The sequence below is a fragment of the Clostridium sp. BSD2780061688st1 H5 genome, from assembly GCF_005845155.1.
Classification (GTDB): Bacteria; Bacillota; Clostridia; order Lachnospirales; family Lachnospiraceae; genus Claveliimonas; species Claveliimonas intestinigallinarum.
Genome location: NZ_SPGT01000002.1, coordinates 72,956 through 93,753 on the forward strand (window position 1 = coordinate 72,956; position 20,798 = coordinate 93,753).

The window sequence follows — 20,798 nt, forward strand, 5'->3', positions numbered from 1 at the left end:
CTCAGTTTGCATCAAGCTGGTAGCCGCTCGGATCCATGGAGAACTCCGCGCTGGAGAGGAACTGCGCGTTCTGCTTCTCCACATCGGACAGGACAGACTCGCTGAAGTCCTCCGGGGAGACAGTCCCGCTGTACCAGCTCTGGCCGTTGAAATAATCCTGAAGCTCACGGGAATGGAACATCCGTCCGTGGCGCGCGTAAATCTCATTCTTGGCATAGTTGATCTCCTTCAGGGACAGGCCGCTTAAGTCCTTTTCCGTGAGAAGCCGGGTGCTGCTCTGTGGAAGAATGTAACCGCCGCTGGCAGAAATAGAAGAGGAGACAGAGTCGTCTTCGGATCCCATCTGACTCTTCTCGTAAGCTGTGATCAGATCCTTCCCGTCCCTGTCGGAAATCTCATAGGGCATGATGTACAGCTCATTGCTGTCAATGTACAGCTGCCCGTCAACCCGGATCTTCTGGTTGGAGCTGAGCTCATCCAGCATGCCCTCCGGGAGCAGGGAGTCATCGATGGAGGCCCTGTCTATATCCTCCAGAAGGATCTCCGTCCCATCCGAATTTCTCCCGTAAAAGGAAAGCCCGTCATCCCAGCGGAGGAGCTTCTGGTTCCCCGCTGCGCTCCTGACATACCCCTCCAGGCGGAGCTGGCCTCCGGTAGTCAGGTTGAAATCCGCGTCAGAGGGATCTGGCTTCTCCTCTGTCTCCGGGTCAGCCCCGTCCTCAGCTTCCGTGTCATTTTCCGCGGCATCCTCTGTCTTTGCAGTCTGGCCGCCTTTGGAGGAGCTGTCCCTGGGAGTGCGTGTGAAGAAAAATACCGCTCCGGCTATGGCGAGCACAAGCACCGCCGCGGCGGCCGCTATCAGCAGGGGCATTTTTTTCTTTCCCTGGGGTTTTTGTTCCTCCGGGTTCTCCGGAAAATCGAGGGAGGGATCCAGGGGCATGTCGTCCAGCCTTTCGCCGCACTCAGCGCAGAAGGTGGAGTCGTCGGGGGTCTCTTGACCGCAGTAAGGGCATTTCATGTCAGTGTCCGTCCTTTCATAGATTTTTCTTGATTTACAGTCTCCTGGTAAAGATACTTTGATTATACATTTTGCGCTAAGATCCGTCCATAAAAACCTTTACACAGCCTGCCCGTCCCCGTCCCGGTCAGTGCTTTACGCGCTCTGCTCATCCTCCAGCTTCCATCTGGCCAGCACCTTGCCGAACTGCCTGGCGATGAGACCCACCATGACGGCCGCGGCCACGGTTCCCTCCCGGACGCCCTGAAGGCGGCCGGTAAAGCTGATGGATAAGATGCAGGCGATGATGACGAGAGTCACGTCAAAGCCCACCTTCATGTAGCCGAATTTGAGCGAGGGGATTGCCTTGCAGATGGCCAGCACCACCCCTTCTCCGGCCAGCACTACCACGCCGGCCTTCACCTCCAGGCTGACGCCGGCAGCCACCAGCAGGATACCGATGAGGCAGACGATCCACTGCTGCCAGTATGTATGGCAGGAGATGCCCTGCACGGCCCACACGCCGAAGTCCGTCAGATAGCCGAAGAAAAAGGCCACCGGGAGCTGCATGAGCTGGATGGGATGATAGTTCCTCCGCAGGATCAGGATCTGCAGGAGGATAAAGAAGCAGTGCATGACGATGGTGGCTGTCCCCACAGTCAGGGGAGAGAAAAGGCTGACCACATAGGGTACGCTTGATATGGGAGAAGTGCCAAGGCTCGCTTTGATGGAGAAGGCCACGCCGAAGGCCATGATGGCCAGGCCTGCAAGAAGGAGCAGATAGCGCTTCAGAATGTAGATAGTTAGTCTGTTCAATGTTGTCATTCCTTTCTGAAAATACAGCGCCGCTGACGGGCGCCTGGATGTCTGTCAGCCAAAGCCGCACTTTTGCCGACGTCTCTATTATAACACTTTCAGACAAAACTGTATCCTGCAATATGCCGGTGCAAAATATGCGGTGCGGATCAGTGTGGCGGAGGAAAGAGTGTAATAAACGAAAATAAAAACAATAATTATCAGATAAATAATTGACTAATACAGAAAAAGGAACTACAATTATAGTAAAGACAAGAAGGGAGGCGGAAGCTATGACGAGAGAAATTCTTTTGATCATTCTTTTTGCGGCAGCGCTGGTTGCGGTGTGCTGGATGCTCACAGAATACTGGCTTGGTACAAGAAGCCTTGGGATGAACGGAGAGATCGGAAGACTCCGTTTTGGAAGCCGGACAGCCTTTGCCCTCACCCATTTCTGGAGGAGAGTGGACGAGGCAAAGGATATCCCCGATGAACCGCTGAAGCGGGAAATGGGACTGGCTGACAACGGTCTTCCGTCCCGGGAAAAACGATGAGCGAAGGAGAGACGCTGTTATGACAGAAGAACTGATCCGTGAACTGAAACACGTAAAAAACGCACTTGTGAACAAGGAAATGAAAGGGGAAGCCTGGGAGGAGAAGCAGGAGATGATCCAGAAGCTGGAGGATGTCACCAGCTATCTGAAGGATGCCCTGGGACAGGGGATTGAATTCTGATGGGCGCCGAAAGGCCGGGGAGTATAGAAGCCCTGGTGTTTGACATGGACGGACTTCTGTTTGACTCAGAACGAGTTGTGCAGCGAACCTGGAACATGGCCGGAGAGGAGCTGGGAGCAGGACAGGTGGGAGAGCAGATCTACCACACTCTGGGCATGAACCTGAAGAGCAGGACGGAATTTTTTCACAGGGTCTTTGGCCCGGACTTTCCCATGGAGGAATTCGCCGAGAGGACGAGAAGGTATTACAGGCAGATCGAGGAGACAGAGGGCGTGCCCCTGAAGACGGGAGTCCGGGAGCTCCTCTCCTATGGAAAGGAGAACGGATACAGAATGGCGGTGGCCACCTCCTCCAGGAGGGAGCACTCCACCTACATGCTGAAGCGGGGTGGGATCTACTCCTTTTTCGACGGATTTATGTTCGGCGATATGGTGGAGAACGCCAAGCCCGACCCGGAGATCTACCGGAAGGCCTGCAGCCTTTTGGACACAGCGCCGGAGCGGAGCATGGCTCTGGAGGACTCCCCCAACGGCATCCGGTCCGCATCCGCCGCCGGCATGGCGGCAGTCATGGTGCCGGATCTGGTGCAGCCGGATGAGGAGCTAAAGAGACTGGCTTTCCGGGTGTGCCAGGACCTGACGGAAGTGATAGGGATCCTGGAAGGACTGAAGCCGCAGGCGAAGGCCTGAAAGAGCGGGAAAAAGCGAGACAAAATAAGACAAAATGGGACAAAAGAAAAGCATGGGCAGCAGAAGAGATACTTCCTGTCCATGCTTTTTCTGTTTGCCAGAGGACCGTGAACCGGTCCGGTCTGCCTTTTTATTTCAGCTTTGGCATTTTTGAGAGAGCGGCCTCGTCAGCTACCAGAGTCACATCGTTGTGCATCTGAAGGATGGAAGCCGGAACCGCGGGAGTGACCGGACCAAAGAAGGCGTCCCTTACGATATCCGCTTTTCCCTCTCCGTTTACGACTACAAGAATCTTCCTGGCCTGCATGATGGTCTTGATGCCCATTGTGTAGGCCTGACGGGGAACATCGTCGGCGGAGGCGAAGAAGCGCTTGTTTGCCTCGATGGTGCTCTCCTGGAGATCCACGCAGTGGGTCTCCTTCTCGAAGGCCTCTCCTGGCTCGTTGAAGCCGATGTGCCCGTTGTGGCCCAGGCCGAGGAGCTGCAGGTCCACGCCGCCCAGAGACTGGATCAGCCTCTCGTAGCGGGCGCACTCCTTGTCGCTGTCAGGCTCTGTGCCGTCCGGAAGATGGGTGTTTTCCGGAAGAATGTTTACGTGGTCGAAAAGATTGTGGTGCATGAAATAGTAGTAGCTCTGATCGTTATCCTTGGAGAGTCCCTTGTACTCGTCCAGATTTACGGTGGTGACTGCGGAGAAGTCGAGATCCCCCTTTTTGTACCAGTCCACCAGCTGCTCGTATGTGCCGATGGGAGTGGACCCTGTGGCAAGTCCCAGCACGCAGTCTGGCTTCATGATGATCTGAGCGGAAATGATATTTGCCGCCTTGCGGCTCATGTCGCGGTAGTCGGTAGCTTTGTAGATTTTCATTTGGATAAACCTCCTCAAAACATATTTTCTTTTCTATGGATGTGAAATCAATCTTTCAGACAAGAACAGCCTCCGTAAAATACTCCGGCATGTGGAAGGAGGGCACCGGAGATGTGATGGGGGCGTAGGCGGCGTAGTGTTCGATGTCCGCCGACTCTGAGATCTTGTAAAAATTGCAGAAAAAGGTGCTTCCTGCCTTCAGCTCCAGGGGACCGTACACGCGCTCCAGCACGGTCAGGGGGATGCGGAAGTGGGCGCTCCAGCTGTCTTCCCCGATCGTGGCCCGGACCTGGAACTTGGCCGCCTCCTCTTTGGAAAAATAGGACCGGTAGATCCGGGAGGGGCCGTATGCGGCCAGAAGAGCGCCGTTTGCGTTGATCTCAAAATTCAGGTATGTACCGGGGGCATCGTCCTTCCTGGAAAACAGCAGGAAGGCCTCCATGGCGCTGTCCCGATAGACCGGGTCCAGGTAGGACTGAAAGGTCCTTCTGGGGTTTCTCTCCTCGCATACCATGCGCACATAAAATCCATCCCCCGGCACGAACCCGATATAGAAGTAGGTGCGGGGAATGGAGGATGTGCCCCACAAAAGGTGAGTGATCTCACAGGGGGCGACTGTATTCAGTTCTTCTTTGTCCTTTAATATCTTTACATTCATCATGGTTCCAATGTAGCAGACAAAGGAGAGAAAAACAACAGCTTAAAAAAGAAAAATATGAAAGTGCAAAAAAAACAGTTTATTGTGCTATAGCATCCCCGAAGACCCGGAACCTAAGCCTCCCATCTGCCGGAAGCGCCGCAGGGGAGAAAGAGACCGGAGGCCGTCACGGGGAGGGCAATCTCCTGGGACTCTACATGTCCGCCGAAGGACTTCAGCTCCGTGCTCAGCATGTAGGTGAGCACCGCCGGGGCCAGCCCTGTGGTGTAGGAGTTTACCAGGAAAAAGAGGGGCTTGTCTGACAGAACCTTTGTGCACAGCTTGATAAAGGGGTGGATGGACTCCTCGATCTTCCAGATCTCCCCCTTGGGCCCTCTGCCGTAGGAGGGCGGGTCCATGATGATGGCATCGTAGTGATTGCCCCTGCGGATCTCCCGCCCCACGAACTTGGTGCAGTCGTCCACCAGCCAGCGTATGGGGGCATCCTTCAGCCCGGAGGAGACAGCGTTCTCCTTGGCCCAGGTGACCATGCCCTTGGAGGCGTCCACGTGGGTCACCGAGGCGCCCGCCGCGGCTGCGGCCAGGGTGGCTCCTCCTGTGTAGGCGAAAAGGTTCAGCACCTTGATAGGGCGGCCCGCCTGCCGGATCTTTTCAGAAAACCAGTCCCAGTTGGCGGCCTGCTCCGGGAAGAGCCCTGTGTGCTTGAAGCTGAAGGGCTTCAAATTGAAGGTCAGCTCCTTGTAGTGGATGGTCCACTGGGATGGAAGGTCAAAGAACTCCCACTCGCCGCCGCCCTTCTTGCTGCGGTGGTAGTGCGCGTTGCACTTTCTCCAGCCCTTCAGTGTCTTCGGAGTGTCCCAGATGACCTGGGGATCCGGCCGGATGAGGAGATAGTCGCCCCAGCGCTCCAGCTTTTCTCCCTGGCTGCAGTCCAGCACCTCGTAATCCTTCCAGTTGTCAGCAATCCACATATATTTTCAACCTCGCTTCTTGTTTGATCATACATTAATAATACGTTGCGCGGAGAATTATAGCATACCTTGGACAAGCCTTCAATTCCAACGGGAATATGTTTCTGAAATTTGTGGAATATTACGTGTATGACCTTTACCTTTTGCACTATCAGTGATAGAATGTTTCTATAAGTGGGCGTGGACCCGCAAAAGAAAGGTGGAATACAGTATGATCACAGTAAATGCAATGGGAGACAAGTGTCCGGTACCGGTCATCAAGACAAAGAAGGCTATGCAGGCCCTGACAGGCCCGGAGACCATCGAGGTTCTGGTAGACAATGAGATTTCTGTACAGAATGTGACAAAGATGGCTTCCTCAAGCGGCGGCAAGGTGACCTCCGAGAAGCTGGGAGAGGGCGAGTACAAGGTGACAATCCAGATGGAGGGAGCTCCGGCGGCAGCGGACGCAGCCGATGACACAGCCTGCATCCCGGACGCGAGGGGCAACATGATCGTCGTCATGTCATCCGACCGGATGGGCTCAGGAAACGATGAGCTGGGTAAGGTTCTGGCAAAAAGCTTCATTTTCGCGGTGACACAGCTTGAGGAGCTGCCCAAAACCATGTTATTCTATAACGGCGGCGCCACGCTCACCTGCGAGGGATCAGACTGTCTTGAGGATCTGAAATCCCTGGAGGCGCAGGGCGTTGAGATCCAGACATGCGGCACATGCCTTGACTACTATGGCCTGAAGGAGAAGCTGGCAGTCGGATCTGTCACAAATATGTACAGCATCGTGGAGACGATGGCCGGCGCTGCCAAGATCCTGCGCCCATAAGGGAGGCAGGCTAAAGGAGGATATTTTATTATGAAATCAGATGTCAGACTGACCACGCTCAGCAAGACAGCGGGCTGAGCGGCCAAAATAGGTCCGGAGACCCTTGCTCAGGTTCTGAGCAAGCTGCCGAAATTTCAAGACGACAACCTGATCGTCGGTATAGAGACGTCCGACGACGCAGCTATCTATAAGGTGACAGACGATATAGCCATGATCCAGACCGTGGACTTCTTCACGCCGATTGTGGACGACCCCTACATGTTCGGACAGATCGCGGCGGCCAACTCCCTAAGCGATGTGTGGGCCATGGGCGGCGAGCCCGCGGTGGCCTTAAATATCGTGGGATTTCCCAACTGCCTTGACCCAGCCATCCTGGGCGACATACTGGCAGGGGGAGCGGACAAGGTGAAGGAGGCCGGGGCTGTCCTTGTGGGCGGACACTCTGTCCAGGACGACGAGCCCAAGTACGGCCTGTGTGTGTCCGGCTTCGTGCATCCCCAGAAGATCTTTAAAAATTACGGCTGCAGGCCGGGGGATGTGCTGGTGCTCACCAAACAGATCGGAAGCGGTATCGTCAACACGGCTGTGAAGGCCGAGATGGCGTCTCCCTCCGCTATACGGGAGACCCAGACTGTGATGGCGTCTCTGAACAAGAAGGCAAAAAAAGTGGCAGAGAGGTACAATGTATCTGCCTGCACGGACATTACGGGCTTTGGGCTTCTGGGCCACTGTGTGGAGATGGCCGAGGCCAGTGAGGTGACATTTGAGCTTCGCGTCCACGACATCGCCTACATGGAGGATGCCATAGACTATGCCAAGATGGGGCTTGTGCCCGCCGGGGCATATAAGAACAGAGGATACTCCATAAAGAAGGTGGAGACCGGGGGCGTGGAGGAGCACTATCTGGATCTTCTGTATGACCCGCAGACATCGGGCGGCCTGCTCCTGTCTGTGGCGCCGGAGGATCTGGAAAATGTGATGCGCGACTTTGAGCATGCGCATATGGATACAAAGGTATCCGTGATCGGGAAGGTGGGACCGAAGAGCGATAAGCTGATCGTCCTGTCCTGATGGTCAGATTTAAGGGTAGGATCCAGTGATCCGATCCAACAGGATGCGAGGAAGGGAATATGGATAAAAGCAAGTTATACCGCAGCATACCCAAGGTGGATGTTCTGCTGGCGGATGAGGAGATACAGGGGCTGGTCGAAGCCTACAGCCGGGAGACCGTCATGGAGGCGATCCGGTCTGAGACAGATGCCCTGCGGGCCTTTATCGGGGCCTGCCAGGATGAGGAGGAGGCCCGGCAGAAGACAGAGAGCCTCAAAAAGGATATTGAAGACCGGGTCAGAGCTATCAACACGCCCAATATGAGAAAGGTGATCAACGGCACTGGCACGGTCCTGCACACAAACCTGGGCCGGGCCCCCATTTCCGGGGAGCACTTAAAGAAGGCCGCGGACCTTGTGAGCGGGTACTCCAACCTGGAATACAATCTGGAGGCGGGAAGAAGAGGGGAGAGGTACTCCCACTTTGAGCAGCTTCTGTGCCGCCTGACGGGGGCTGAGGCGGCTATGGCCGTCAACAACAACGCGGCGGCGGTCATGCTGATCCTGAGCTCTCTTGCCAGGGGCGGAGAGGTGGTAGTCTCCAGGGGTGAGCTGGTGGAGATCGGAGGAAAATTCCGTATTCCCGATGTGATGGAGCAAAGCGGCGCCACTCTGGTGGAGGTGGGGACCACCAACAAGACCCATCTGGCCGACTACGAGGAGGCGGTGACAGAGGAAACCAGGGCTCTCCTCAAGGTCCACACGAGCAACTACCGGATCGTTGGATTTACAGAGACCGTGGAGATCGATGAGCTGATCCCCCTGGCCAGGGAGAAGGATATCCCTGTCATCGAGGATCTGGGCAGCGGCGTGCTCATCGATCTTTCCAGATACGGGCTTACATACGAGCCCACGGTGCAAAGCTCCATAGCAAAGGGGGCGGACGTGGTCAGCTTCAGCGGGGACAAGCTTCTGGGAGGCCCCCAGGCCGGCATCATCGTGGGAAAGAAGAAATATATCGATATGATGAAGAAAAATCAGCTCACCAGGGCGCTGCGGATCGACAAATTTACAGCCGCGGCCCTGGAGCTGGTGCTCCATGAGTATCTGTCAGAGGAGAAGGCCGTCCGCAATGTGCCGGTCCTTCGGATGATCACCCAGCCTGCCGGTGAGGTGAAAAAGGCGGCGGACTCCTTTGCCAGGAAGCTAAGACGGCTGCACCTGGCCGCGAAGATCCAGGTGGTCCCCTGCCAGTCCCAGATCGGCGGCGGCTCTCTGCCCCTGGAGAGGCTGGAGAGCTGGGGCGTGTCCATCTCCCCTGAGAGCGTCACTGTGCCTGAGCTGGAGGAGCGGATGCGCCGCCTGCCGGTGCCCATCATCCCCAGAGTGGTCAATGATACGATCCTCATGGATATGCGGACCGTGACAGCGGAGGACGCAGCCCTGGCAGCCCGGGAGCTTGGCGAGCTTGAGGAACTGGAGGTGCCGGAACAGTGAAGCATATTATCATCGGAACAGCGGGCCACATCGACCACGGCAAGACCACACTCATAAAAGCCCTCACCGGGAGAAACACAGACCGGTGGGAGGAGGAGCAGCGCCGGGGGATCACCATTGACCTTGGATTTACCTGGTTTGATCTGCCGGGTGGAGACCGGGCGGGTATCATTGACGTGCCGGGACATGAGAAGTTCATCAACAACATGGTGGCCGGCGTGGTGGGCATGGATCTGGTTCTCCTTGTGGTGGCTGCGGATGAGGGCATCATGCCCCAGACCCGGGAGCACATGGACATCCTGAATCTGCTGGGTATTGAGAAGAGTATCATCGTCCTGAACAAATGCGACCTGGTGGAGGAGGACTGGCTGGAGCTTGTGGAGGAAGAGATTAAAGAGGAGCTGGCAGGAACCTTCCTGGAGAAGGCGCCGGTGGTGCGGGTGTCCGCAGCCACGGGAGAGGGCCTTCCCCATCTGGTGGAGGTGATCCAGAGAATGTCGGAGGAAGAGGTGGAGGAAAAGGACACCTCCACGATCCCCCGTCTGCCCATTGACAGGGCTTTCTCCCTCTCCGGTTTTGGCACCATCATCACAGGAACCCTGCTCAGCGGCACGATCACAAAGGAAGACACGCTGGAGATGTACCCCATCGGGAAGACCAGCAAGATCCGCAGCATACAGGTTCACGGCGAGGACGTGGACAAGTGCTATGCGGGACAGAGGGTGGCAATCAATCTGTCCAATATCAAAAAGAGGGAGATCAGGAGAGGCTGTGTCCTGGCGCCGCCTGACAGTATGAAGAACACGGATCTTTTGGATGTGAAGATGCGGATCCTGGACTCCTCCATGCGGGTGCTGACCAACCACACAAGGCTCCACCTCTTCACCGGCACGAGCGAGATCCTCTGCCGTGCGGTGCTCCTGGACAAGGAGGAGATCGGACCGGGAGAGAGCGGCTACGTGCAGCTTCGCCTGGAGGAGGAGCTTGCCGTGAAGAAGGGGGACAAGTTTGTGGTGCGGTTTTACTCGCCTATGGAGACCATCGGAGGCGGCGTGATCCTGGAGCCCAATCCCTCAGTACACAGGCGCTTCCAGCAGCAGGTCATCGAGGATCTGGAGCGGAAGGAGTCAGGCTCCACAGCGGACGTGGTGGAGATGCATGTCCGGTCTCACGGAGAGACTATGATCACTCTGTCAGAGCTGGCCAAATTGACAGCCCTTGCCCCGGAGGAGATCGCCCGGGATGTGGAGGAGCTTAAGAAGGAGGGGACAGTTCTTACGTTCCCCATGAGAAAGGACACCTACGTGTGGCACAGGCAGGCTGCCGCCCGGGCCAGAGAGCGGATCCTGGAGGAGCTTGCAGGCTATGAGGCAAAATATCCCTACCGCTACGGCATGAAGAAGGCCCAGATCCACACAGCGTTTTTCCCGAAGCTGAAGCCCAATGTATTTGACTCCTTTATCAGCCGTCTGGAGGAGGAGCAGGCTATAAAGAGGGTGGACGAGTTCCTCAGCACGCCGGATTACGAAGTGTGTAAGGACGCCACCTACCAGCAGGTGTCAGAGACCCTTCTGGGGGCTATGGAGAAGGCCGGGTTTGATTTTGTCCGGTACGGGGAGATCCCTGTGAAGGGAGTGAGCCAGGAGGTGGAGGATGATATCCTGAACATCCTTCTGGAGGAAAAGCAGATCGTGAAGGTGACAGAGGAGATGTACACTCTGTCATCCTACATGGAGCAGGCGAAAGAGAAGATACGCGAAAAGCTGAAGGAGGAGCCTGTGATAACCATCGCCCAGGTCCGGGACATGTTCCATACAAGCAGAAAGAGCGCCAAGCCCATTCTGGAGTATATGGACACGGTCAAGGTCACAAGAAAAACAGGGGCGGAAAGTGAAAGGGTAGCATACTGATGAATTTAAAACAATTGGAGGCATTTGTGGAGGTGGCTCAGTCCGGCAGCTTCTCAAAAGCGGCAAAAAAGCTGTTTCTGACGCAGCCCACCATCAGCGCCCACATTGCCTCTCTGGAAAAAGAACTGGATACAAGGGTTTTTGTGCGAAACACAAAGGAGGTGGCGCTCTCCCCCGAGGGACAGAAGCTGTACACCTACGCCCGCCAGATCCTGGATCTGACGGAAAAGATAAAGGAAGAGTTCGGCAGACACGACGAGGAGGAGCAGAAATGTGTGACTATCGCGGCCTCTACCATCCCTGCGCAGTACCTTCTCCCTGACATCCTGGCCAAATTTAACGCCAAGCATCCCGGCGAGCAGCTCCGGATCCTGGAGTCGGACAGCAGCCAGGTGGCGGAGCAGGTGGCGGAGGGCTCGGTGGATATCGGCTTTACCGGCACTGTGCTGGAGAAAAAATTCTGCAAGTATATTCCCTTCTACAAGGATCAGCTCGTGGTCATCACGCCGAACACGGAAAAATACCGGGAGTACAAACAGCTGGGAAGCGATATCTACTGGATACAGGAGGAGAGCGTCATCATGCGGGAGGAGGGCTCAGGCACCCGCAAGGAGGCGGAAAAGCAGCTCCGGCACCTGGGCATCCGGTCAGAGCGGCTTCATATCATCGCCAGCATCGCCAACCAGGAGACTATCAAGAGATCAGTCATCCAGGGCATGGGCGTCTCCATCCTGTCCCGGCTGGCCGCCAAGAACGAGGTGGAGAGCGGCCGCATGCTGGAGTTCCCCATCCCAGAGGCGGACGAGGGAAGGGATCTGAACCTTGTGTACAACAAAAATCATCCCCTGTCCAAGTCGGCGCAGCGGTTTATCAAGACTGTGAAGGAGATCTATCGCATCGAAAAATAGGCGGAAATACCAAACGGAAGCGCTCTGTGGAAGGCCACAGGGCGTTTTTTTAAGGGGCATGATGTTGGGACAGTGGCTCTGTGTAATTTATAGAAAAAGCAAATGAATAAAATCTATATATTGATTTTAACGATTAGACGTAAAGACGCAAAGAGAAGTATACTAAGAAAGAAGCCAGAAGACAGATTGGGGGAATGAAGATGATCTATCTGGACAATGCGGCGACGACGATGCAGAAGCCGAAGGAAGTGATCCAGGCGGTTGTGACTGCCATGCAGTCCATGGGGAACGCCGGCAGGGGTGCTCACTCGGCCTCGCTGGAAGCATCAAGAACGATATATGACACAAGAGAGAAGCTCTGCCACTTTTTCGGCGGAAAGGATCCCAGACAGCTGGTGTTCACATGCAACTCCACGGAGAGCCTGAACACGGCCATCAAGGGCGTTTTAAATCCCGGTGATCACGTGATCACCACTATGCTGGAGCACAATTCCGTGCTGCGTCCCCTTTACGAGATGGAGGAGCGGGGAGTTCGCCTGACCATCATAGAGAGTGACAGAAAAGGGCTCGTTGAATACGAAGATTTTGAGAGGGCTATCTGTCCGGAGACAAAGGCCATCGTGTGTACCCACGGCTCCAACCTGACAGGCAATCTGGTGGATATCGAGAGAGTGGGCAGGATCGCGAAGGACCACGGCCTTCTCTTTATCGTGGATGCCTCCCAGACAGCGGGGGTATTTCCCATTGACGTGGAGAAGATGCACATAGACATCCTCTGCTTTACAGGCCACAAGGGGCTCTTGGGGCCCCAGGGGACAGGCGGTATGTACGTGAGGGAGGGCGTCAAAGTGCGGCCCTTAAAGAGCGGCGGCAGCGGCGTCCAGACCTACAGCAGGACTCATCCGGCCCAGATGCCTACAGCCCTGGAGGCGGGGACCATGAACGGCCACGGCATAGCGGGACTCCACGCGGCCGTGGAGTATATTGAGCGGACAGGCATAGACAACATCCGCAAAAGAGAGCAGGAATGTATGTGGAATTTCTACAACGGAGTGAAAGATATTCCCGGCGTTACTGTGTACGGCGATTTTTCCGGAGGGGAGAGATGTCCCATCGTCTCCCTCAATATCGGTGATTATGACTCCTCAGAAGTTGGCGATGAACTTCTTACAGAATATGGAATTTCTACCAGACCGGGGGCTCACTGTGCGCCTCTGATGCACCAGGCCCTGGGAACGGTGGAGCAGGGGGCAGTAAGGTTCAGCTTTTCCCACTACACCACTGATGAGGAGGTGGAGACGGCCATAAGAGCCATCCGTGAGCTTGCGCAGGAGGAAGAATAGTGGGTTCCTGGAGCTTTCGGTAAATCTGTTTTTTGAGTGAATGAGAGTAGAAGGAGGAAGTACAAATGAATTTTAACTTGTCAGACTCAAAGAAAAAACTTGCGCTGGCAGGGGTGGTATGCGGACTTGTGGCGGCAGCCCTCGCGTACTTTGGAAACCCGGCCAACATGGCGATCTGTATCGCCTGCTTTATCCGCGACACAGCGGGGGCCCTGGGCATGCACCAGGCAGACACGGTACAGTATGCCCGCCCTGAGATCATCGGCATCGTTCTCGGCGCTTTTGTGATTTCAGCGGCTACAAAGGAGTACCGTTCCACGGCTGGATCTTCACCGATGATCCGCTTTATCCTTGGAATGGTCATCATGATCGGCTCCCTCGTGTTCCTGGGATGCCCGCTGCGTATGGTGATCCGTATGTCCGCAGGCGACCTGAACGCATGGGTAGCCCTCATCGGCTTTATCCTCGGCGTGGCCACAGGCGCCTTTGCCCTGAAGAAGGGCTTCAGCCTGGGAAGGGCTCATGAGACCCAGAAGACCAGCGGCGTGGTACTGCCGGCCATCATGGTAGGTATCCTACTGCTTGCACTGTGCACCACACTTCTCAAGTCCAGCACAAGCGGCCCGGGAAGCATGCATGCACCTATCATTATCTCCCTCATCGGAGGCCTGATCTTCGGCGCCTTTGCCCAGAAGTCGAGAATGTGCTTTGCGGGAAGTATCAGGGACGTGATCCTGATGAAAAACTTTGACCTTCTCACAGTGATCGTGGGACTCTTTGTTGTTATGCTGATCTACAACATCGCGACAGGAAACTTTACGCCTGGCTTTGACACGCCGGGCATCATCGCCCACTCCGAGCACCTGTGGAACATTCTCGGCATGTACGCGGTAGGCTTTGCTGCTGTACTGGCAGGCGGATGCCCGCTGCGCCAGCTTGTCCTTGCGGGACAGGGATCTGCGGATTCAGCGGTGACAGTTCTGGGTCTGTTCTTCGGCGCGGCTCTGTGCCACAACCTGGGACTTGCCTCCAGCGGCACAGCCCTCAACGCGGAGACTGGAGAGGTTGTAGCGGGAGCGGCTACACCTGCCGGAAAGGTGGCGGTGATCATCTGTATCATCGTGTGCTTTATCATTGCGTTTACAAATAAAAGAGAGAGTGCAAAATAGTTGTAAATATGTTATTCTAGGAAAGAAGGTAAAATAATATGAAGGAAGTAGATGCAAGAGGTCTTTCCTGCCCGGAGCCTTTGATGCTGACTGCGGAGGCCCTCAAAAACGCGGACGGCCCTGTGAAGGTGCTTGTCAGTGAGCCCCACCAGAAGATGAATGTGGAGAAATATGCGAAGGACCACGGGAAGAAGGCAGTGTCAACAGAGAAAGACGGATGCTTTGAAGTAGTGATCGAGTAATGAGAAAAAAAGAATTAAAGCTGGTCGTAACATTTCACACAACAGCAGATGCCATGGCAATGGAGAAGACGTGCAAGGAAAAAAATGCCCCCGGCCGTCTGATCCCTGTGCCCCGGGCTATATCCGCCGGATGCGGTCTTGCCTGGTGCGCGGCGCTTGAGGAGCGGGAAGCCATCCTCTCCGTGATGGAGGAGGCGGGCATTGAAAACGAAGCTCTCCACGAGTGTATGGTGTAGCAGTGCAGAAAATGACGATGGAAAGAAAATGCAAAGAGACTGCCTGGGGCGTATATGCCCGGCAGTCTCTTTTCCTTTGCTGCAAAGCCGGGCTGTCAGATGCCCCGGCGGAAGCTGTCCAGCACATGGGGCAGCAGCCTGTCGCTTTTCTCTGTCAGGGAGAATTTCCCCTTGAACAGGGACCAATCGTACAGGAGGGCGCGCTCGTACATGGCGTAGATGTCCATCAGCTCGGCGGCGGTGGAGGTGGGGGCGAACTCCCCGCCATCCAGCCCTTCCTGGAGAAGCTGGGTGACCCACTGAAAATAAAATCTCTTTTTGTCGGAGAGAGATTTCTTGTCCTTGGTAATGAGCTGGGAGGAGTACAGATAGGCCAGCAGATGCAGATCCACGCTGCTCTCGATCATGAAAAACAGCTCGTGGTTCAGATAGAGTAACTTGTCATAGACCGTCATCTCCGGGTCGATCGTGGCAGAGAGCTCCTCGTACTTCTGGTCAAACAGATTGGACAGAGTGTTCAGGAGGGCTTCCTTTCCCTTGAAATAGTGGTAAAAGGTTCCCTTGGAGGTCTTGGAGGCGTTGATGATATCCTCTACGGTAGTGTTGTCGTATCCGTTTTTGTAAAAGAGGTTCCACGCTGCCTTCACGATCCGGCTTTTAGTGGACTGCCGTTTTTTTTGCCATGTTCTCATCCCTTTCTGACGACTGTAAAGTAGAGCCGAAAAATCCATGTCTAACATTATAAAAGAACAGAGAGCGGTTGTAAACCGCTCTCTACATGAAAAATCTTCATTAATCCATTCGGAACAGATGTGATTATCCAACCTGGAAGCCGTATTTCAGCGGATCCTCCGGATCAATCAGGTATGTAGCGACGCCTGTCAGGTATGCGCTTCCTGTGATCATCGGGATAACTGCATCGTAATCGCCGACTTTTGTTGTCTCTTTGATCACGCCCTTGAAGATGCTGCCCATGAAGCTCTCGTACCTGAACTCCTGTCCAACCTCGATCTCTCCCCAGTGATGCAGAGTAGCGAGCTTTGCGCTTGTACCTGTACCGCACGGTGAGCGGTCAGCCATAGCGTCGCCAAAGATAACAACGTTTCTTAAGTCAGCCTTGTCCGGATTCGGAGTAGGTCCGTAGAACTCAACAAGGTCAACTGTGTCAATGTCAAGCAGCGGATGCTTTACAGGAATTTCCTTATTGATAGCATCCAGCATCTTCATTCCGAGAGCAGAGTAGGCCGGAACGCTCTTTGCGTTGATCTCGCCGATATCAAGCTGTGAAGTATCAACAAGAGCGAAGAAGCTGCCGCCGAAGGAGATGGTGAAGGTGATCTCTTTGCCGTCGATCGTTACCTTCTGGTTCTCTTTGTAAACGAAAGCCGGAACGTTTGTCAGAGTCACGCTCTCAACCTTGCCGTTCTTTACCATGGCCTTTGTGCGGATCAGTCCTGCGGGAGCCTCGATCACAACATCGTTCTCTCCCTCGTGGGACTCAACGAAGCCAGCCTCAACAGCTACTGTGACAGCGCCGATGGTGCAGTGGCCGCACATGTTCAGGTATCCGCCTGTATCCATGAACATAACGCCGAATGAAGCCTCGGGATTAACCGGCTTGCAGAGGAAAGCGCCGAACATGTCGTGGTGTCCTCTTGGCTCGAACATAAGAGCTGTACGCACCTTGTCGTAGTTCTTCTCCATCCATTTCTTCTTCTCGATCATTGTGTTGCCTTCCGGCTCCGGGAATCCGCCGTAAACGATACGGCAGAACTCACCCTCTGTGTGAGAGTCCACTACCTGAAGTGCGCCCTCGAAGCGGTCGAAGTTAACATTAGCCTTTAACTCCATAATTACTACCTCCTTAGAATTTTGAAAATGTTTCCTCATAGACAAAATCTATAAGTTTTTTATAAAAACACATTGAAAACCCCCATGTTCTCTCTGTGTCTTATACGGAATAAGACTTAAAAATGACAGGAAATTAACGATTAGACCGCATTCTAGTCCCTCGTCTAGTACGCCGTTCATCTTTCTAATCACTATTATGGGGTAAACACCTTGAAAAGTCAATGTTTTTTTGCTAATATAAAAGTGTCCAGAAAAGGCTTGAAATCTGACAAAAGCTGTGCTATTGTAAATGGGCATGATAAAGAATCAGGGGGGTAGATGGGTGACTGGTGTGCCTCCTAGTCTTCAAAACTAGTGTGGGGCGTTAGGAGCGTCCCGGGTGGGTTCGATTCCCACATGCCTCCGCCAGAAAACAGCTCTTTTCTGTTAAAAAAGTAGCAGGAAAGATTTATAGATAAAATTTATTAATCTGACCGATAAGTCTTCTTTTGGCAATTTAAATGTGATAAGTAAATGGAAACGGATGAACCGTATCTGTTTTTGCTTAATAAAAAATGAAAAGGAGAAGAGTGTCATGGGAAATGTACAGATCTTACTGCGCCAGCATGTCGGCGCGCCATGCCAGGCTATTGTGAAGGCCGGCGACAAAGTGGAAAAAGGCACACTGATCGCCACACCCACTGGACTTGGGGCAAACATTTTTTCCAGTGTATATGGTGTGGTAGAGGAAGTGACAGATGATCGCATTATCATCAAACCAGACGAAGAACAGAAAGAAGAATTCGTTCCTATTAAAGAAGGAACAAAGCTCGAGATGGTAAAGGAAGCCGGAATCGTCGGAATGGGCGGAGCTGGATTCCCGACCGGTGTAAAGCTGAATATCGACCTTTCTGAGACGCCGATGGCTGAGCTGGATCCGGAGATCAACCCGGAGCTGCCGGAGGGATTTAAGCTGGAGCACAGCTATATCCTGGTAAACGCTGCGGAGTGTGAGCCCGGACTGGAGCACAACATCAAGCAGCTGGAGGAGCAGACAGATAAAGTGATCCGCGGCGTGAAATACTGTATGGAGATCACTCATGCCGACAAAGCTATCTTCGCTATTAAGAAGAAACATCATAAAGCAATCAAGATACTGGATGCGGCCCTGAAGAATGAGCCGGATATTTCCATGCATATGCTGGCGGATATCTATCCGATGGGTGAGGAGCGTGCGGTAGTAAGAGAGTGCCTTGGCGTGAACCTTACGACGACACAGCTTCCGTCAGCGGCCAGATCTGTGGTTGTGAACCTGGAGACCGCCGCGAAGGTGGCAGAGGCGATCGACGAGAGAAAGCCCTGCATCACAAAGAATGTGACTGTCCGCGGCAAGCTGGTGGGCGGAAACGAAGCTCATGTGTTCATGGACGTGCCGGTAGGCGTCAGCGTTGGAGAGCTCATTGAGAAGGCCGGCGGCATTGACGGAAAATACGGCGAGATCATCATGGGAGGAGCTTTCACAGGAAAATCCACTGAGATGGACGCTCCTATCACAAAGACAACGGGAGCTATCCTTGTGACAATGGAATTCCCGGATCTCCACGGAGCCAAGACAGGACTTCTTGTCTGTGCCTGCGGCGGAAGCGAGGACCGCATGAGGGAGATCGCTTCCAAGATGAACGCCAATGTGGTATCTGTCTGCAGATGCAAGCAGGCCATCGAGAACAAGCCGGGCGCTCCGCTGAAGTGCTTACGGCCCGGCAACTGTCCCGGACAGGTTAAGAACAACCTGCAGTTCAAGAAGGACGGCTGCGAGTACATCATCATCGGCAACTGCTCTGACTGCTCCAACACAGTTATGGCTTCCGCGCCGAAGATGGGGCTGAAGGTCTTCCATCAGACAGACCATGTGATGAGGACGATTGGACATCCTCTTTACAGAACACTGAAGATCTCAAAAGAGGTCAGCCAGGATATTGATTTCTAAATATGCCTTTTGATAAGAGGGGGACAAGTCCCCTGGAATTTACGGTATTTCTGTCGCAGATAAAGCCTGTGGGAGACACCCCGATACTTTCGCAGGACGATGAAAAGTGAGAGGTATTTTCTCTTTATCGGCGGCTGCAAATATACACTCTTGCCCGTGCGCAGCACGAGCAAAAAAACTGGGGTATCCACTGCGATACCCTTGCAACAAAAAACAAGGAGGGAAAAAATATGTCAATCACAGCTGAAACAGCTAAAGCACATGCACATGATCCTGCAGTACTTTGTTGTAGAGCCGAAGGCGGCATTACAATCGAGCCAGCTAATCTGGAAGATCCCGCAATCTTTGACGATCTTGTAGATTCAGGGTTACTGAACCTGGATGGATGCCTTACCATCGAAGAGGTTCTCGGTGCAAAACTGAAAGAGACCTGCGATTCACTTTGCCCGCTTACCGCTGACAAGGTAGAGGGAGCGAAAGCGCCGACTACAGAGGCAGCAGAGGAGGCTCCGGCAGAGGAGGAAGAGGCAGCACCTGCAGCTCCGGCAGCGGCAGCACCGGTTGTAGCAGCAGGCGGCACTCTGAAGATCCACATCGGAGAAGGAAAGGACATCAACCTTGAGATTCCGGTTGGAGCACTTGGAAACGGGGGAGCTGCAGTGGCAGAGATCCCGGCAGCAGCAGAAGCGGCAGTTACAGGAGCAGCAGCTCCGGCAGCAGAAGCTGAGGAAGAGAAGGTAGTAAGAACTTTAACAAGAAAGCACTACAAGATTACAGAGGTAAAGAGAGGACCTGAGACAAAGATCGAGGGGACAACCCTTTACATCCGTGAGGGAATTGAGCAGGAAGTAATCGACAATCAGGAGCTTGTAAAAGACTTCCACCTGGAGATCATCACTCCTGACAAATACCACACATATTCTGAGACGATCATGGACGTACAGCCCATCGCTACAAAAGAGGGCGACGCTGACCTCGGTACAGGCGTGACCCGTGTGCTTGACGGCGTTGTTATGATGCTGACAGGTACAGACGAGGGCGGAGTTCAGATCGGTGAGTTCGGTTCCTCTGAAGGATACCTGGACGAGAACATCATGTGGGGACGCCCGGGATGCCCGGACAAAGGCGAGATCTTCATCAAGGGTAACATCGTTATCCAGGAGAAGACAAACATGGAGCGCCGCGGACCTATGGCTGCACACACAGCATTTGATGTGATCACACAGGAGATCCGTGAGGTTATGAAGGAGCTGGATGACAGCCTTGTTGCTGATACACAGGAGCTGAAGCAGGTTCGTCGTCCCGGCAAGAAGAAAGTCGTTATCGTTAAGGAGATCATGGGACAGGGAGCTATGCATGACAACTTCATCCTTCCTGTAGAGCCCGTTGGTATCCTTGGAGCGAGAGCAAACGTTGACTTAGGAAATGTTCCTGTATGCGTATCTCCGCTTGAGGTGCTGGACGGATGTATCCATGCTCTTACATGTATCGGACCTGCATCCAAAGAGATGTCCAGACATTACTGGAGAGAGCCTCTTGTACTGGAAGCTCTTCATGATCCGGAGGTTGACCTCTGCGGCGTAGTATTCGTAGGAAGCCCGCAGATCAACGCTGAGAAGTTCTATGTATCCAAACGTGTAGGCCACACAGTAGAGATGATGGACGTAGACGGGGCATTTGTTACAACAGAGGGCTTCGGAAACAACCACATCGACTTCGCAAGCCATATCGAGCAGATCGGTATGAGAGGTGTTCCGGTAGTAGGAATGTCCTACTGCGCAGTACAGGGCGCGCTCGTTGTTGGTAACAAGTACATGACATACATGGTTGACAACAACAAGTCTGAGTCCGGTATCGAGAACGAGGTTCTCGGATGCAACACTCTGTGCGAGGAGGATGCAATCCGTGCACTTGCTATGCTGAAGACAGCTATGGCAGGCGAGGAAGTGAAGGCCGCTGAGAGAAAGTGGAACCCGAACGTTAAGTCTACAAACGTAGAGCTGATCGAGAGCACTTACGGCAAGAAGGTTGAACTTGTGGAGAACGAGCAGTCCCTGCCGATGAGCCAGAAGCGTAAGGAAAAATACGACTAAT

Annotated in this window: 20 protein-coding genes, 1 tRNA gene and 1 pseudogene; 15 read left to right on the forward strand and 7 right to left on the reverse strand. The window is 54.0% G+C overall.

Annotated features, from left to right (window positions below; genetic code table 11):
* Window position 1: 1 nt before the first annotated feature.
* Both FGQ86_RS01690 and FGQ86_RS01695 read right to left on the reverse strand, forming a co-directional pair.
* Window positions 2–1,018, reverse strand: a complete 1,017-nt coding sequence (locus tag FGQ86_RS01690; RefSeq protein WP_138302813.1) for a YARHG domain-containing protein — start codon at window positions 1,016–1,018, stop codon at window positions 2–4.
* 135 nt (window positions 1,019–1,153) lie between these two features.
* The gene (locus FGQ86_RS01695) at window positions 1,154–1,822 is read right to left on the reverse strand and encodes a DUF6198 family protein (RefSeq protein WP_138302814.1); all 669 of its coding nucleotides are present in this window, start codon (window positions 1,820–1,822) and stop codon (window positions 1,154–1,156) included.
* 263 nt (window positions 1,823–2,085) lie between these two features.
* Between FGQ86_RS01695 and FGQ86_RS01700 the strand changes: the two genes are divergently transcribed.
* Genes FGQ86_RS01700 through FGQ86_RS01705 form a run of 3 tightly spaced genes read left to right on the forward strand, consistent with a single transcriptional unit; the run spans window position 2,086 to window position 3,216 of the window.
* Window positions 2,086–2,346: a hypothetical protein gene (locus FGQ86_RS01700; RefSeq protein ID WP_138302815.1), complete on the forward strand. Its 261-nt coding sequence runs from the start codon at window positions 2,086–2,088 to the stop codon at window positions 2,344–2,346.
* A 19-nt stretch (window positions 2,347–2,365) separates the two neighbouring features.
* Window positions 2,366–2,527: a hypothetical protein gene (locus tag FGQ86_RS16180; RefSeq protein ID WP_171031491.1), complete on the forward strand. Its 162-nt coding sequence runs from the start codon at window positions 2,366–2,368 to the stop codon at window positions 2,525–2,527.
* Window positions 2,527–3,216, forward strand: a complete 690-nt coding sequence (locus tag FGQ86_RS01705; RefSeq protein WP_138302816.1) for an HAD family phosphatase — start codon at window positions 2,527–2,529, stop codon at window positions 3,214–3,216. Before FGQ86_RS16180 ends, FGQ86_RS01705 begins: the two co-directional genes overlap by 1 nt.
* A 130-nt stretch (window positions 3,217–3,346) precedes the next feature.
* On the opposite strand, the gene nagB is transcribed toward FGQ86_RS01705, so the two are convergent.
* The 3 genes from nagB to FGQ86_RS01720 all read right to left on the reverse strand — a co-directional run bounded on the left by nagB (window position 3,347) and on the right by FGQ86_RS01720 (window position 5,713).
* Complete coding sequence (gene nagB, locus FGQ86_RS01710; protein ID WP_033124751.1) at window positions 3,347–4,084, reverse strand: glucosamine-6-phosphate deaminase; 738 nt, start codon at window positions 4,082–4,084, stop codon at window positions 3,347–3,349.
* Window positions 4,085–4,139: 55 nt separating this feature from the next.
* On the reverse strand, window positions 4,140–4,745 hold the full coding sequence (locus FGQ86_RS01715; protein ID WP_243127119.1) for a carbohydrate-binding family 9-like protein: 606 nt from the start codon (window positions 4,743–4,745) through the stop codon (window positions 4,140–4,142).
* 110 nt (window positions 4,746–4,855) lie between these two features.
* Window positions 4,856–5,713, reverse strand: a complete 858-nt coding sequence (locus FGQ86_RS01720; RefSeq protein ID WP_138302817.1) for a class I SAM-dependent methyltransferase — start codon at window positions 5,711–5,713, stop codon at window positions 4,856–4,858.
* A gap of 211 nt (window positions 5,714–5,924) precedes the next feature.
* Between FGQ86_RS01720 and yedF the strand changes: the two genes are divergently transcribed.
* The 9 genes and pseudogenes from yedF to FGQ86_RS01765 all read left to right on the forward strand — a co-directional run bounded on the left by yedF (window position 5,925) and on the right by FGQ86_RS01765 (window position 14,887).
* Complete coding sequence (yedF, locus tag FGQ86_RS01725) at window positions 5,925–6,533, forward strand: sulfurtransferase-like selenium metabolism protein YedF (protein WP_033124754.1); 609 nt, start codon at window positions 5,925–5,927, stop codon at window positions 6,531–6,533.
* A 30-nt stretch (window positions 6,534–6,563) separates the two neighbouring features.
* A complete protein-coding gene (selD, locus tag FGQ86_RS01730; RefSeq protein WP_081957945.1) occupies window positions 6,564–7,604 on the forward strand; it encodes a selenide, water dikinase SelD in 1,041 nt (346 codons plus the stop codon).
* A 59-nt stretch (window positions 7,605–7,663) separates the two neighbouring features.
* A complete protein-coding gene (selA, locus tag FGQ86_RS01735; RefSeq protein ID WP_138302818.1) occupies window positions 7,664–9,079 on the forward strand; it encodes an L-seryl-tRNA(Sec) selenium transferase in 1,416 nt (471 codons plus the stop codon).
* Complete coding sequence (gene selB / locus FGQ86_RS01740; protein WP_033124757.1) at window positions 9,076–10,989, forward strand: selenocysteine-specific translation elongation factor; 1,914 nt, start codon at window positions 9,076–9,078, stop codon at window positions 10,987–10,989. The genes selA and selB overlap by 4 nt, the downstream gene beginning before the upstream one ends.
* A complete protein-coding gene (locus tag FGQ86_RS01745; protein WP_138302819.1) occupies window positions 10,989–11,897 on the forward strand; it encodes a selenium metabolism-associated LysR family transcriptional regulator in 909 nt (302 codons plus the stop codon). The genes selB and FGQ86_RS01745 overlap by 1 nt, the downstream gene beginning before the upstream one ends.
* 173 nt (window positions 11,898–12,070) lie before the next feature.
* Window positions 12,071–13,240 (forward strand): annotated as a pseudogene (locus FGQ86_RS01750) (aminotransferase class V-fold PLP-dependent enzyme); the annotation flags it as partial.
* Between the two features lie 65 nt (window positions 13,241–13,305).
* Entirely contained in the window at window positions 13,306–14,409 is a 1,104-nt protein-coding gene (yedE, locus tag FGQ86_RS01755) for a YedE family putative selenium transporter (protein ID WP_033124759.1), read from the forward strand.
* A 38-nt stretch (window positions 14,410–14,447) separates the two neighbouring features.
* Window positions 14,448–14,651, forward strand: a complete 204-nt coding sequence (locus FGQ86_RS01760; protein ID WP_033124760.1) for a sulfurtransferase TusA family protein — start codon at window positions 14,448–14,450, stop codon at window positions 14,649–14,651.
* Window positions 14,651–14,887: a DUF3343 domain-containing protein gene (locus FGQ86_RS01765; RefSeq protein ID WP_033124761.1), complete on the forward strand. Its 237-nt coding sequence runs from the start codon at window positions 14,651–14,653 to the stop codon at window positions 14,885–14,887. Before FGQ86_RS01760 ends, FGQ86_RS01765 begins: the two co-directional genes overlap by 1 nt.
* A gap of 95 nt (window positions 14,888–14,982) precedes the next feature.
* On the opposite strand, the gene FGQ86_RS01770 is transcribed toward FGQ86_RS01765, so the two are convergent.
* Together FGQ86_RS01770 and FGQ86_RS01775 are read right to left on the reverse strand one after the other, a co-directional pair.
* Window positions 14,983–15,579 (reverse strand): TetR/AcrR family transcriptional regulator, encoded by a 597-nt coding sequence (locus FGQ86_RS01770; protein WP_033124762.1) that lies wholly within the window; start codon window positions 15,577–15,579, stop codon window positions 14,983–14,985.
* Window positions 15,580–15,703: 124 nt separating this feature from the next.
* Window positions 15,704–16,738, reverse strand: a complete 1,035-nt coding sequence (locus FGQ86_RS01775) for a proline racemase family protein (protein ID WP_033124763.1) — start codon at window positions 16,736–16,738, stop codon at window positions 15,704–15,706.
* Between the two features lie 310 nt (window positions 16,739–17,048).
* On the opposite strand from FGQ86_RS01775, the gene FGQ86_RS16185 reads away from it, so the two are divergent.
* The 3 genes from FGQ86_RS16185 (at window position 17,049) to prdA (ending at window position 20,797) form a co-directional block, all read left to right on the forward strand.
* Window positions 17,049–17,146, forward strand: a tRNA-Sec gene (locus FGQ86_RS16185).
* A 166-nt stretch (window positions 17,147–17,312) separates the two neighbouring features.
* Window positions 17,313–18,704 (forward strand): electron transporter RnfC, encoded by a 1,392-nt coding sequence (locus FGQ86_RS01780; protein WP_033124764.1) that lies wholly within the window; start codon window positions 17,313–17,315, stop codon window positions 18,702–18,704.
* Between the two features lie 230 nt (window positions 18,705–18,934).
* Entirely contained in the window at window positions 18,935–20,797 is a 1,863-nt protein-coding gene (prdA, locus tag FGQ86_RS01785; protein ID WP_033124765.1) for a D-proline reductase (dithiol) proprotein PrdA, read from the forward strand.
* Window position 20,798 lies beyond the last annotated feature (1 nt).